Genomic DNA, 12,861 nt, shown 5'->3' on the forward strand with positions numbered 1-12,861 from the left:
GTCCTCACCTTTGGTGGGGGCCGCCGTCGGCGTCTCCACGGGCTTGCTTCTTTCCTGGTTGCGGAGTCGCCGGTGAGCTGCAGGTCAGCCGGTCCTCCCGTTTCTTGGCACGCTTCCAGCGGCTTCGGCGAAGTTGTGTCAGTAGGGTCTGGCAGGATTGAATGCATGACGATTATTGCTGCCGCCGATGGTTCTGCCCTCGGCAATCCCGGGCCTGCCGGATGGGCCTGGTACGTTGATGATTCCTGTTGGCGCGCAGGGGGTTGGCCGCACGGCACCAACAACATGGGTGAACTCATGGCCGTCCTGGACTTGTTCCGCTCTACGGCCCACATTCCCCATGAGGAACTGCTGATACTTTGCGATAGCCAGTACGTCATCAATTGCATTACCAAATGGATGCCGGGTTGGAAGCGCAAGGGATGGCGCAAGGCAGACGGTAAGCCAGTACTCAACGTTGATCTCCTCAAGGACATCGATCAAGCGATTGCGGGGCGCAAGTACACGTTCGAATGGGTCAAGGGCCACGCGGGACACGACCTCAACGAGGCAGCAGATGAGCGTGCACGCGCCGTCGCCACCGCCTACCAGCAAGGTACTGCCGCACCGAGCGGGCCGGGCTTTACTGGAACCCCTGCACAGCCGGGAACGCCTGCACAGCCTGGAACCCCTGCACAGCCGGCAGTACTTGCGGAACCGATTCCGGCGTCGCGTGGCGAACGCGCCCCCGCTCCCCATTCCGAGCCCACCTTGTTCGGAGAATCGGGGTTTTTCGGCCAGCAGGACCTCTTCAGTGAACTGGACGACGACCCGGCCACCCAGGAGCTGCCCGCCGAGGATGTAGTGATCGCACTGGAACGTGAGCTTCTCCGGCCTGATGTTCGGACCGACATCGGCAGGATCGGTGTACTCCTGCATCCCGAGTTCGCGGAGATCGGCAGCTCCGGCCGGTTTTGGACGCGGGACGCCATGATGATGGCGCTTGAGGAAGACCCCGGAGAACCGGTGGAGTTGGAGGTCCTCAGCGCCGACCGCCTCAACGACAACACCATCCTGCTCAATTACCGTAGCTTCGCGCATACGGGCTCTGCGCTCAGGAGCTCGGTGTGGCTCCTTGAACGTGGGCAATGGAGACTGCGGTTCCACCAAGGCACGCCGGAGAACTAGACGAACCCGTGACCTGCGGGACGGCTGCACAGGGGGAAGCCAGCCGCCCCGCAGGAGTTCATGGTTCTTCACGTGCCGGTATGAAACGCGGCCCTGCTAGCAAGTCCCGCTGCTAGTAGGAGAAACGTTGGGTGTTTCCCTGTTCCACTTCGAGATAGCTGGCTGCCGCTGATGCCAGGGCCACGTTGATGGACGCGAGCGAGGACTCAACCTTGCCTTGGGTGATGGACCATTCCAGTACCAATGACTGGAAGTTGGTGGCCGCTGAGCCCTTCCACGTTGCCTGGAGTTCATCGAGCCCCAGCTTCATGGACTGTACGTCCGCGCTGATCCGGTCAACAGTGGCTTTGACGTTGGACGACTTGAGTTGAAGGAGCTCAGTATCAACGGAGATGACACTCATGGATGTTGCCTTTCGACGAGGATGTTCCGCTGGAGCGGAGAGGAAGCGTGGCCACAACATCGAGCCTATGCAGCCTCCCGGAGCCCCGGAACAGCCGATCGCCGCTATGTGGATAACAGCTCTGCCGGTTCCTCCCGGAACGGCAGGCTGACCACCAAAGTGGCCCCGCCGCCGTCGGTCTCCTTGACGCGCACGGTGCCGCCGTGGGACCCCACAATGGCGGCCACAATGGCGAGGCCCAGGCCGCTGCCTCCGGTTTCACGGGTGCGCGAAGTATCGGCGCGATAGAAGCGTTCGAAGATCTTGTTGGTTTCTTCTTCGGGAATCCCGGCCCCGTGATCGCGGATCTCAATCACCGAGGCAGGCCCTTCAGGAGTGGAGCGGACACCGACGGCGAGCTCGATCGGGCTGTCCTCGGGCGTGTACCGCAGCGCATTGCCGACGAGGTTCCCGATGACCTGCCGGAGCTTCGCCTCGTCGCCCTGCACCGGGGCGGGCGCGGGTGCGGCTCCGTCGATTCCGATGAGGCGAATGTTCCGGGAGCCGGAGGAGGCCTTGGTGTCCACCACGGCGTCATGGGCGAGGAGTTGGAGGTCCACGGGCTTGAGCTGCAACGGCCGCTGTTCGTCGAGCCGAGCCAGCAACAACAGGTCCTCCACCATGGAGCCCATCCGCTTGGCTTCGCTCTCGATCCTGCTCATCGCGGTGGCAACGTCTTCGGGCGTGGCAAGGGCGCCGTGACGGTAGAGCTCGGAGAAACCGCGAATGGTAACCAGAGGTGTTCGCAGTTCGTGTGACGCATCGGCGGCAAAGCGCCGCATGCGTGCCTCGGAGGCGGCGCGTGCGGCGAAGGACGCTTCGATGTGGGCCAGCATGGCGTTCAGCGAGCCGCCGAGGCGTCCGACTTCGGTGTGCGGGTTATCGATTTCGACGCGCCGGGAAAGGTCGCCGGCCGCAATGGCTGCGGCCGTCTTCTCCACCTTGGCCAGGGGTCTGAAGGACCGTGCCACGGTCCACGTAGCGATGAAGAATGCAGCCACCAGGGTCAACAGGCCGACGCCGACCACCACGAGCACAGCGTGCTCCATGACCTTGTCTACAGGGGTCAGTGGCAGGCCGATGATGACAACGCCGTTTTGGCCATTGGCCACCACGCCTACAGCCACCACACGCCAGTTGTTTCCGGCGGTTCCGTTGACTTGGAAGGGGGCGTTGCCGCGTGCCTTCGCCTCTATGGGCGTGATGTTGGCAATGGCCGGGCGGTCTTCCTGGCTTCCGCTGAAGGTGTACGGCTGCAGGCCCGAAACGTAAAGCGTCAGGTTGTAGTCCGTCGGCACGGCCGGATTGGGTTCGGAGAGCTTGTCGAAGGACTGCTGGTCCTGGGCCAAGGCAACGGCTGACTTGAGTTTGTCGTCCACCTGGCCTTGCAGGTAACTCTTGACGAGCGTGAGCGTCCCGGCACCCGTCGCGGCCAGCGCGAGCAGGAGCAAACCCATGATGATCGCGACGAGTTGCGATCTTAGGGACGCCGCTTTCCAGCGTTGCAGCAAGGTCAGCGCTTCTCTGCCGTCCGCAGCACGTAGCCCACGCCGCGCTTGGTTTGGATGAGGGCTGCGGCATCGGGATCGATGTCCACCTTGCGGCGCAGGTAGGAGATGTAGGACTCGACGATGGAGGCGTCGCCGTTGAAGTCGTATTCCCACACATGGTCCAGGATCTGGGCCTTGGAGAGCACGCGGTTGGGGTTCAGCATGAGGTACCGCAGGAGCTTGAACTCCGTGGGGGACAGTTCAATGACGGTACCGCCGCGGCGCACTTCGTGGGCGTCGTCGTCGAGTTCAAGGTCGTCCACTCGGATGACGGCGTCGTCGTCTTCGAGCGGCTGCGTGCGGCGGAGGACCGCGCGGATGCGCGCCACTACCTCGTCGAGGCTGAAAGGCTTGGTGACGTAATCGTCCCCGCCAACGGTAAGTCCCGTGACTTTGTCCTCGGTGTCGTCCTTGGCAGTCAGGAAGAGGACCGGGAAATGCTTGCCGGCGGCGCGGAGGCGGCGGGTCACCGTAAACCCGTCCATGTCCGGCAGCATGACGTCCAGGACGGCAAGGTCCGGGGCGTGGGTGTCGGCAGCGGCCAGGGCTTCGCGACCGTTGGAAGCGGCCACGACCTCGAAACCTGCAAAGCGCAGGGACGTGGAGAGCAGCTCGCGGATGTTGGGTTCGTCGTCGACGACAAGGAGCTTGGCTTCGGGGCCGTTCTTTTTCATGACATCCATGATGCTCCCAGTTTCTGTGAGTTATCTGGATGCTTTATGTGAGGGGACTGCGTGGTCGTCGGATGCGTCACCGAAGGGAGGAAACGGGCGGGAAACGTCAACGTTGCCCGCCCGCCTCGCCTATGCTCCGAGGGCCAGCCCGGCGCCGAGAACCACCATGGTGACCGCTATTCCGCCGTCGAGGAACTGCCAGGACCGGGGTCGCGCAAAGAAGCCGCGGAGGAATTTGGCACCAAAGCCCAGGGAGCAGAACCATAGGATGCTTCCGGCCATGGCTCCTGCCCCAAACCACCACTGCTGCGGTGTACCTTGTGCGCTGGCGATCGATCCAAGTAGGGCAATGTCAAGGTATACGTGCGGGTTGAGCCAGGTCAGGGCCAGCACAGTGGTCACGGCCGCGGCAAGGCCGCGTTTCGTCGGGCTATTGGTCGCGGCACCATGCGGGGCCGGAGCGCCGGAGGAGGTCAGAGCCTGCGGGCGAAATGCCCGGCGGGCGGCCATGAGGCCGTAGGCCACGAGGAAAGCCGCGCCGATATAGCGGAGGATGACGACGGCGGCCGGCGCTGCCGTAATCAGCGCACCGATGCCGAGGACACCCGCCGCGATGAGGACGGCATCGGAGAGTGCGCACACCGCGACAACGGCTCCGACATGGCGGCCCAGGATTCCCTGACGAAGGACGAATGCGTTCTGGGCGCCGATGGCGACGATCAGGGCGAGGCCGGTGGCCAGGCCAAGCGCGGCGGACTGGAAGAAATCAGAAAAGGTCACCCTTCGAAGCTATGGCGGGATAGGAATTTAGACCAGCTAAAGATTCTGCATCAACATAAGATGTTCTTATGACACACTTTCCTTCCGAACAATTGCTCACTTTCGCAACGGTGCTTTCGGAAGGGACGCTGGAAGCCGCCGCGCGCCAGCTGCACATCACGCCGTCGGCGGTGTCGCAGCGGCTCAAAGCATTGGAGCAAGCCACCGGCAGGGTGCTGCTGCAGCGAAGCAACCCGGCCCAGGCGACTGAGGCCGGCGAGGTCGTGCTTCGGCTCGCGCAGCAGGTGGCGCAACTGGAAGCGGACGCCGGGGCAGAGCTTGGCCTGGCCTTCGATGGGCCTCAGCTGTCCGTGCCGATCGTTGTCAACGCGGACTCACTGGCAGTGTGGTTCCTGCAGGCGCTGGCCCAGGTTCCTGACGGGCTTGAGGTCACCTTCGACCTGCATCGGGATGACGAGCAGCATTCGACATCATTGTTGCGTTCGGGCACTGTCATGGCTGCGGTGACTGCAACAGCAGATCCCGTCCAGGGTTGTCGCGTGGAGAGTCTTGGAGTCATGAGGTACCGCGCTGTAGCGGCCCCTGAATACATCGATCGTTGGCTCCCTGACTTTCCCGACGGCGTGGACGGCGCTGCACTCAACGGCGTGCCAACAGTGGACTTCGACCGCAAGGACACGTATCAGTGGGCCTTCGTGACATCGTGGCCGGCGGCCAGGAAGAGCCCTCCACAGCGGAAGGGGCCACGCCACTATGTCCCGGCTTCCCAGGATTTTGGGGACGCGATCCGCTTGGGGTTGGGCTGGGGCTTGATACCGGAGGTCCAATGTGGACCCGACATCGCGGAAGGCCGATTGGTGGAGTTGGCACCGGACCGTCCCTTTGACGTTCAGCTCTACTGGCAGCGGTGGAAGACATCCTCGAAGGTACTGGACGTCTTGAGCGACACCGTCCGCCGCGTGTCCGGGCAGTTCCTCAGGAAGTCCTGATTTTCGGTGAATTTGGAACACGCCCACCGATGCTTCAAAAATTGTCAGTGCCCGGTTCCACACTAAACACATGGCACAAAAAACAGCTCCGGCAAGCACCCAGCAGCACGTTATCGAAGAAACGCACGAGTACCACGTCAGTTACATGGACTCCCAGACCGGCCGCACCATGGTGGAAGAGTTCGCTGATCTCCCCGCCGCGGAGCGCTTCGCGAATCTCCAGCTCCGCGATGATGATTGCTGGGCGATCGTGGAAGAAGTGGAGATCCGTAACCACCTTCGGCTGGTCGCCTGAATCAGCGCGGTATCAGCACGACGGTCATTCCGGTCGGTTGCGGGAGTGACCCCCGTGCACGAAGGGTGATGACACGCCTTCGTACTTCAGCATCATCATCATGCCCTCTGCGGCGTGATCGAGGTTGTGGCAGTGATCCATCCAAATACCGGGATTGTGGGCCTTCAGCAGCAGCTCCCACACTTCACCGGGCAGTACATCCACCGTGTCCAGGATCAGTGGTGACCCGCTCGGCGCCACCCCGTTCCTGCTCAGTACCTGAACGTGGTGACCATGTGGATGCATCGGATGTGGTTCAGCCGTACGGTTCACGACAGTCACTTTCACGGTGTCGCCTTCCGCGACCTCCATGGCGGGAACCAAGGGATACGCTGCGCCGTTCACCGTGAAGGCGTACCGGGGAACGCCGTCGACAAACCGGAATTGCCGGTCGAGCACCACCACTTCGTCCCGGGTAGCCTCGGGTAAAGGCGAGGACACTGCCAGCGGCTCCCCATAGTCCAGCAGGTCCAGCGCGGGTGTCGTAGCGAAAACACCTTGCTGTGTTGTGCCCGGCAAATCAGTCGCCGGCACGTCGACTGCCGAACCTTGAGGGGAAATGACGACGACGGCGCTGTCCGCTGAGTCCGAGCGGACCGTTACAGGAGAGGCGGGCATGGTGAAAATGATGTCGAACCTGCCCCCTGCTCCGATGCGCAGGAGTTTCCCGGACACTTCCTGGGGTTTGTTGACTTCCGTTCCGTCCACCGCCGCAACCCTGAACGCGGTGCCGCTGACAAGGTAGCGCTGGGGCAGGGAATCAGTGTTGATGAGTCGTACCCGGACGTTGCTGCCGGGGGCGGCCTGATGCTCAGTGTTACGGTCTGAGGAGCCCAGCAACCCCAGACCGCTGAGGTCGTGACCAGCCACCACGATGTCCTTGTCTGCGCGGGGCAGTGTGGGGTCGTGCACGACGAGTACGCCGTAGAGTCCCCTCCGGACTCCCTCGGCTGAATCCTGATGCGTGTGGTACCAATACGTACCCGCTTGGGCCGCCATGAAACGGTAGGTCATGGACTGCCCGGGTTGAATAGCGTCCTGCGTCGCGCCAGCCACTCCGTCCATGGCGTTGGGAACGTCATAACCGTGCCAGTGCAGAGTCACTCCGGCCGCAACGTCGCGGTTTTTCAACTCCACCTCGATCACGTCCCCCAGCTCTGCCTCCAAGAGAGGACCCGGGAGGCTGCCGAAGGTCCACGCTTCCGTGGATTGCCCGGACGGCAAAGTCACCTGCTCAACGCGTGCAGTGAGTTCGTAGTGCCGGACCACGGCATCGGCGGGGGAATGGCCCACCAGCGCGGTCACCGTGGTAGGTTCAACCGCCGGCGCGGGGGGAGTCCCGTCGTGATGTCCGACGGCGGCAGCGATCACTGCGCCGTCAGCGGAACGGCTCCCAAGCCAGGCAAAAACTCCTGAGCCCAAAGCGGTACATGCCATGAGCCCGGCGACCGCGGCGGCCGCCGTCGTACGCCTCCGGACAGCGGAGCCTGGCCAAAACAGTGCAAGCCTGGCGAGCATCACCGCGCCAACCACCATGAACACCAGGACGACGATTGTCCACGGAGCAGGAAAAGGACCAAGGACGAACGTGACGGCAAGGGATGCCACTGCGGCAGCCGCGGCCGAAACCATGGCCAGGACAGCCCGTTCCCTGCGTCGGGCTGCACGTGGTGAGCCGGTGTTCCGCATCCTCAGCAATAGCGGAACACCGGCCATCGCGGCCCAAGCCGCGGGGATGGCAGTCAAAGGAAGGCTGATGGCGAGACGTTCGCTGGCAAACCACCAACTACCTGCTGCCAAAGCGGGGAGCAAGGCGTAGCGCCCCATGGTGATGAGGAGGGCGACGCCCACCAACAGAAGGGCCAGGTCTGTCGCTCGTGGCCAAGCCGGTCTCTGGTCGGCCGTTGCGGCAACGGTCATCCAAACGGCCGCGATCCAGGCGCAGGCGGCAAAGGCCGCCATCACCAGGTCCACGGCCAGCAGCTGTGAAGTATTCACAGCTGCGGCTGGCTACGCGGTGGTGGAGGGAGCGGAAGCATCCGGCGAGGCTGCTTTGGGAGGCAGCGGTTGAGGGTTGAGCGCAGCTGCCCGCGCCCGGTTGAACAACCAGTAGGACATGAAGATGATCAACAGGCCGGTTAGGGGATGGATGGAGACCACCCAGGAGCCCGCAGGTGTGATGAAATCCTCGGAGGAGCCGGTGAGCATGCCGCCAATGATGAAGATGAACAACTGGACCCACGTGAGGAGGAAGATGCCCGCGGCAAGCCAAATGGTCCGGGAACCTGCCTTGGCAATGGCGGCGACGATGACGGCGAGGAGTGCAGCGTAGCGCAGGACATATTGGCCGTTTACCGCGTGGTAGACGCCGGCCTCGCGCTGGGCTTCGATGGTGTTCTGGAAGTGGAAATAGCCGGCGAACAACAGTTGGGCAAGTGACGACAACAGAATGATGGCTGCCAGCACCAGGAGAATCTTTCGCATGGTGAGTCCTCTGGTAGGAAATTCACAGATTCTTCAAGGCCTTCAAATCGCCGGCACCCTGGCTGCGGGCTACCCCCACTGCCGACGACTGGCCGCCAAGCTGCCTGGACCAAGGGCAACTCTTACGGGCGGAGAGCTTCACTTGGAATCGTAAAGTTGCTGGAAATAAATAGCAAGGGGGACGGGGTTATTCGCCGTGAGGGGTTACTGCCCGGTTCCTTGTCCTGCATCCTTGGCGATGTCCTTGGCATCCATGATCCGGTAGGCGTAGCCCTGTTCGGCCAGGAACCGCTGGCGCTTCGCGGCAAAATCCTGATCCAGGGTGTCGCGGGCCACGAGGGAATAGAACCGTGCCGCGCGGCCGTCCTGCTTGGGGCGCAGGAGCCGTCCGAGCCGTTGTGCTTCTTCCTGGCGCGACCCAAAGGAGCCGGAAACCTGGATGGCGACGGACGCTTCGGGCAGGTCGATCGAGAAGTTCGCCACCTTGGATACCACCAGGGTCTTCACCTCACCCTTGCGGAAAGCGTCGAAGAGTTTCTGGCGTGCCTTTACGCTGGTTTCCCCCTTGATCAGGGGAGCGTCCAGCCGTTCGGCTATCTCGTCCAGCTGGTCGATGTACTGGCCGATCACCAGAAGTTGCTCGCCCTTGTGTGCGGCCACGAGCTGCTCCACGAGTCCGGTCTTCGTCTCGGACGTGGCGCAAAGCCGGTACTTGTCGGCGTCGTCGGCCATTGCGTAGGCCACGCGCTCGTCCCGGGGCAGGTCCACGCGGACCTCCACACAGTCCGCGGGCGCAATGTACCCTTGGGCCTCGATGTCCTTCCACGGAGCGTCGTAGCGCTTGGGGCCGATGAGGCTGAAGACTTCTCCCTCGCGGCCATCCTCGCGCACCAGTGTGGCGGTGAGGCCAAGCCTGCGGCGTGCCTGCAGGTCCGCGGTCATGCGGAAGATCGGAGCAGGCAAAAGGTGGACTTCGTCGTAGATGATGAGGCCCCAGTCGTGCCCGTCCACAAGTTCAAGATGCGGGTAGAGCCCGCCGCGCTTGGTGGTCAGGACCTGGTACGTGGCGATCGTAACGGGACGGACCTCTTTCACGGCGCCCGAGTACTCGCCGATTTCATCCTCCGTCAGCGATGTCCGCTTGAGCAGTTCGTCCTTCCATTGCCGCGCTGACACTGTGTTGGTGACGAGGATCAGCGTGGTGGTGGAGGACGTCGCCATCGCCGCGGCGCCCACGAGGGTCTTTCCCGCACCGCAAGGAAGTACGACGACGCCGCTGCCGCCGGCCCAGAAGTTCTCCGTGGCCAGTCTTTGATAGGGGCGCAGTTGCCACCCGGTCTCGTCGAGCATGATCAAGTGAGGCTGGCCGTCGACGTACCCGGCGAGGTCTTCGGCAGGCCACCCGAGTTTGAGGAGCAGTTGCTTCAACTGGCCACGCTGCGATGAGTGCACCACCACGGTTTCGCCATCGATCCTGGGCCCGAGCAGAGGCGCGATCTTCTTTGCCCGGATCACTTCCTCCAGCACCGGGTAATCGTCGGTGCGCATGACCAGGCCGTGCTGGGGGTCCTTCTCAAGGCGCAACCGGCCATAGCGGGACATGGTTTCTTCGATGTCGATCAGCAGGGCATGCGGGACCGGGAAGCGTGAGTACTTCAGCAGTGTGTCCAGCACCTGCTCGGCGTCGAGTCCAGCAGCCCGGGCGTTCCAGAGCCCCAGAGGCGTCAGCCGGTAACTGTGCATGTGCTCCGGGGCGCGTTCGAGTTCGGCAAAAGCGGCGATGGCATGCCGGGCCTCGGTGGCGAGCTCGTGGTCGACTTCCAGCAGGATGGTTTTGTCGCTTTGAACGATCAGGGGACCGTCGGTCACTCTTGGATCCTCACTTGCACTGGTATCTGTGCCTGGTTTTCATGCGCGTAGTTCACTGATGCCGGTCTCCGGCGGGCTCCACATCGATGATCCTGTGGATGGACAATACCCGCTCCGTTTCCTTGCCGGGATCGAAGACCCTGACCCGGCCTCCGGAAACGGACACGGGCACCACGGTCTCAGTGTTCGCGTTGCCCAGGCTATCCACCACATTCATCGTGACCGCCTGCTTGAGCCTGATGGCCTTTTGCAGCGTTTCCAAGCCTAGTTGCGTCGAGGCTTCGCCCGTCCCGTCAGCCGGGACGCCGCGGTGCTGGCGCAGGATGGAAAGCTGCGCTTCGACGTCGTCATCAGGCGGAGCAGTCCGAGGGGCCGTATACACGGGGCGGGCGCTGCCGGCCACTGCCGTTGTGCGTTTAAAGCGCACGACGGCGGGCTCCGCCTCCTGCACCGCAGGCGAAAGTCCCAGCTCGCGAAGGACACGCGCAGTCTCGCGCGGGCTCGCAGAAGAGGTCAGCACGGTCGGCGCGATGCGTACCAGGCTCAAGGCAGAGGTGCGTGCCTCGTGCAGGAGGTCGGTGATGGCGGTCTCGTCGTCACTTTGGATGAAACTGGCACTCGACCCGATCCGTAAACGGCCGTGGCGGGAAGCGGTGTCCTGCACCAGGTACGCCAAGGGTTGCGGCACGTCGGTTGCAGAGTGCTCACGGAGGAACGCCAACAGCGATTCCGCATCCTGGCCGGCGTCGAGGGCCCTGCGGATGCTCTCCGCCGAAAAACGGTAGATGGACGCAGGCCCCTGCCCCTCGGCGTCGGCCATCAACAACAGCGTTTCGCTCAGCTCGGGCGCGAGGTAACCGGGCGCGACAGCCGTCAGGTCCGCCTGCAGGAGGATGTGGTTGACTGCCGCCGGCAGGTGCTCGCCGAGGATGGTCATGGCTTCATCCGGCTGGCCGACCGCTATGGCCGATCCCAACTGCGTGAAGGCACCCGACCCCATCAGCCCCAGCATGGTGGCTTCCTCAAGGATGCCTCGAACCAGCGAACTGAACCTGCGGGACATCCGGGGTTGCGTCCACTCCGCGCGCTGCAATACCGCCCGCGCGTCCAGGACGGGAGCCTTGCCGTCCGGAGCAGCTGCCTCCACCGTGAGTTCGTTGAGGATCTCCAGGATCCGGCGACGAACCACCGGAGCATCGGGCCGTTGGGCCTCCGCAGATAACGCGTTGATGGTGGTGCCCGCAGCTCCTTGATGGGCCGCCGAAGCAGCAGATGCGCCGGTCAGCGGTTGCCCGACGAGCGACGGCGCGCGCTCGCTGGCGAGCCAGGCGTTCACCAACCAGAGCCACTGCTCCTGCCGGGGCAGGGTGAGCCATTCAAGCGACGGCGGCTGGACCCAGGTGGAACTGTCGACGTCCAGCCGCAAAAGGCCCGCCAATGCACAGAACTCCAGCAGGATCGCTGTTTCGTGGACGCCGCACCGAATGGACTCGGCAAGGCGCCGCAGTTCGCGTACGCCGACGCCACCGCTGCGGAGTGTTGCCAGTGGCTGCTCCCGCACGGAAAACAAGACCTCGCTGGTGAGGCGAAGGGTCTCGGCAATGGCTCCCATGGCAGCGTTCCGCCGGAGAGCGGCGCTCGTGTGGCCGAGTTCGGGAACCGGAGGCGTGAGGGAAAAATCGTCCACGATCGCGCCGCCGCGCAGCGCTAGGCCAACGCTGTGGGGCAACTCGACGTGGCCGGCGTCCAACGGGACCAGCAGGCCGCGGGCGAGCAACCAGTCGATGGGTCCGACGTCGGCACTTTCGTGGGTGATGGAGGCCCGGCGTTGCGCTTGGGGAACCGCTCCCATGGCCCAGCTGCCGAACTTGTCCAGGAGACCGATGGTGCGTTCGGGAGCCGTTGCCAGAATGGCGCGCAGGTTCTCCGGGCTGGACGTCCATCGCTGGAGGGAAAGTGCGGCATCCATGGGCGTACTGGCCGGCTGAACACCCAGTCCATGGTGATGGAGTTCCCCCACGAGCTGGACCACCCGCTGGGCGAAGGCCGGCTGGAGCCGGACCAGTTCCGTATAGCTGCGGCCCAAACCGGCAGGATAGATTCCTATGACATCCTTGAGGCTTCCCACCGGCAGGTAGAACCTCTGCCGGGAACCGGCCGGGGGACTCGTAGCCGCTGGAGGATCGGCCCGGTGGATCAAGGCCAGTTCCTGCAGTTTGGCAAGGATGGGTTCCAGCGCCGAAAGCGTGGATCCTGCGATGACTTTCTTGAGCCCTGCGGCTGAAATGCTGTGGCCCGTATCGGCATTAGTGCACAGATGAAGCGTCTCAAGTACCTGCATCTCCGGCTTCGTCAGGCGCTCCAACGCGCGCTGGACGCTGACGCGCGCGCTCGCCCTGGCCGCCAATGCAGCGAAGTCGGGTGCCATAGGGGAGATCAAGTCCGGCCGCGCGGCAAACAAAGCCCGCAGCGAATTGTCGCTGCGCGCTTCCAGTTCCTTGCTGAGCGCGCGAATAAGGGACATCAATCCAACGTTACCGCCACCCGAGCGCTCGTGCCTGTCCGGATATGG

At 63.6% G+C, this 12,861-nt stretch carries 11 protein-coding genes; 3 read left to right on the plus strand and 8 right to left on the minus strand.

All coding sequences use genetic code 11. The features are described from left to right. Positions 1 to 165 precede the first annotated feature (165 nt). A complete protein-coding gene (locus tag AB0N65_RS05985) occupies positions 166 to 1,167 on the plus strand; it encodes an RNase H family protein (protein WP_364159040.1) in 1,002 nt (333 codons plus the stop codon). 112 nt (positions 1,168 to 1,279) lie between these two features. Here AB0N65_RS05985 and AB0N65_RS05990 read toward each other — a convergent pair whose 3' ends face one another. The 4 genes from AB0N65_RS05990 to AB0N65_RS06005 all read right to left on the minus strand — a co-directional run bounded on the left by AB0N65_RS05990 (position 1,280) and on the right by AB0N65_RS06005 (position 4,613). After that, entirely contained in the window at positions 1,280 to 1,570 is a 291-nt protein-coding gene (locus AB0N65_RS05990) for a WXG100 family type VII secretion target (protein WP_364159042.1), read from the minus strand. A gap of 104 nt (positions 1,571 to 1,674) precedes the next feature. Further along, on the minus strand, positions 1,675 to 3,120 hold the full coding sequence (locus AB0N65_RS05995; RefSeq protein ID WP_364159045.1) for a HAMP domain-containing sensor histidine kinase: 1,446 nt from the start codon (positions 3,118 to 3,120) through the stop codon (positions 1,675 to 1,677). Between the two features lie 2 nt (positions 3,121 to 3,122). Beyond that, positions 3,123 to 3,833 carry a response regulator transcription factor gene (locus tag AB0N65_RS06000; RefSeq protein ID WP_347109954.1) on the minus strand — a complete coding sequence of 237 codons (711 nt, stop codon included), beginning with the start codon at positions 3,831 to 3,833 and terminating at the stop codon, positions 3,123 to 3,125. Positions 3,834 to 3,962: 129 nt separating this feature from the next. Then, complete coding sequence (locus AB0N65_RS06005) at positions 3,963 to 4,613, minus strand: LysE/ArgO family amino acid transporter (protein ID WP_364159047.1); 651 nt, start codon at positions 4,611 to 4,613, stop codon at positions 3,963 to 3,965. 68 nt (positions 4,614 to 4,681) lie between these two features. On the opposite strand from AB0N65_RS06005, the gene AB0N65_RS06010 reads away from it, so the two are divergent. Beyond that, positions 4,682 to 5,602, plus strand: coding sequence for a LysR family transcriptional regulator ArgP (locus AB0N65_RS06010; protein WP_364159049.1), 921 nt, complete (start codon positions 4,682 to 4,684; stop codon positions 5,600 to 5,602). A 70-nt stretch (positions 5,603 to 5,672) separates the two neighbouring features. Continuing rightward, complete coding sequence (locus tag AB0N65_RS06015; RefSeq protein WP_364159052.1) at positions 5,673 to 5,897, plus strand: hypothetical protein; 225 nt, start codon at positions 5,673 to 5,675, stop codon at positions 5,895 to 5,897. A gap of 24 nt (positions 5,898 to 5,921) precedes the next feature. Here AB0N65_RS06015 and AB0N65_RS06020 read toward each other — a convergent pair whose 3' ends face one another. The 4 genes from AB0N65_RS06020 to AB0N65_RS06035 form a co-directional block, all read right to left on the minus strand. Continuing rightward, complete coding sequence (locus AB0N65_RS06020; RefSeq protein WP_364159055.1) at positions 5,922 to 7,934, minus strand: multicopper oxidase family protein; 2,013 nt, start codon at positions 7,932 to 7,934, stop codon at positions 5,922 to 5,924. A gap of 12 nt (positions 7,935 to 7,946) precedes the next feature. Next, positions 7,947 to 8,420, minus strand: a complete 474-nt coding sequence (locus AB0N65_RS06025) for a hypothetical protein (protein WP_364159057.1) — start codon at positions 8,418 to 8,420, stop codon at positions 7,947 to 7,949. A gap of 204 nt (positions 8,421 to 8,624) precedes the next feature. Then, on the minus strand, positions 8,625 to 10,289 hold the full coding sequence (locus tag AB0N65_RS06030; RefSeq protein WP_364159060.1) for a DNA repair helicase XPB: 1,665 nt from the start codon (positions 10,287 to 10,289) through the stop codon (positions 8,625 to 8,627). Between the two features lie 52 nt (positions 10,290 to 10,341). Continuing rightward, the gene (locus AB0N65_RS06035; RefSeq protein ID WP_364159063.1) at positions 10,342 to 12,813 is read right to left on the minus strand and encodes a helicase-associated domain-containing protein; all 2,472 of its coding nucleotides are present in this window, start codon (positions 12,811 to 12,813) and stop codon (positions 10,342 to 10,344) included. Between the last annotated feature and the right edge of the window lie 48 nt (positions 12,814 to 12,861).

This window comes from Paenarthrobacter sp. NPDC089322, from assembly GCF_040684895.1.
GTDB lineage: Bacteria > Actinomycetota > Actinomycetes > Actinomycetales > Micrococcaceae > Arthrobacter.

Excerpts from the sequence above, each read along its gene's own strand:
- AB0N65_RS06015 (WP_364159052.1), top strand. The coding sequence starts at position 5,673 with ATGGCACAAAAAACAGCTCCGGCAAGCACCCAGCAGCACGTTATCGAA.
- AB0N65_RS06000 (WP_347109954.1), bottom strand. The coding sequence starts at position 3,833 with ATGAAAAAGAACGGCCCCGAAGCCAAGCTCCTTGTCGTCGACGACGAA.
- AB0N65_RS05990 (WP_364159042.1), bottom strand. The coding sequence starts at position 1,570 with ATGAGTGTCATCTCCGTTGATACTGAGCTCCTTCAACTCAAGTCGTCC.
- AB0N65_RS06035 (WP_364159063.1), bottom strand. The coding sequence starts at position 12,813 with ATGTCCCTTATTCGCGCGCTCAGCAAGGAACTGGAAGCGCGCAGCGAC.
- AB0N65_RS05985 (WP_364159040.1), top strand. The coding sequence starts at position 166 with ATGACGATTATTGCTGCCGCCGATGGTTCTGCCCTCGGCAATCCCGGG.
- AB0N65_RS06010 (WP_364159049.1), top strand. The coding sequence starts at position 4,682 with ATGACACACTTTCCTTCCGAACAATTGCTCACTTTCGCAACGGTGCTT.
- AB0N65_RS06025 (WP_364159057.1), bottom strand. The coding sequence starts at position 8,420 with ATGCGAAAGATTCTCCTGGTGCTGGCAGCCATCATTCTGTTGTCGTCA.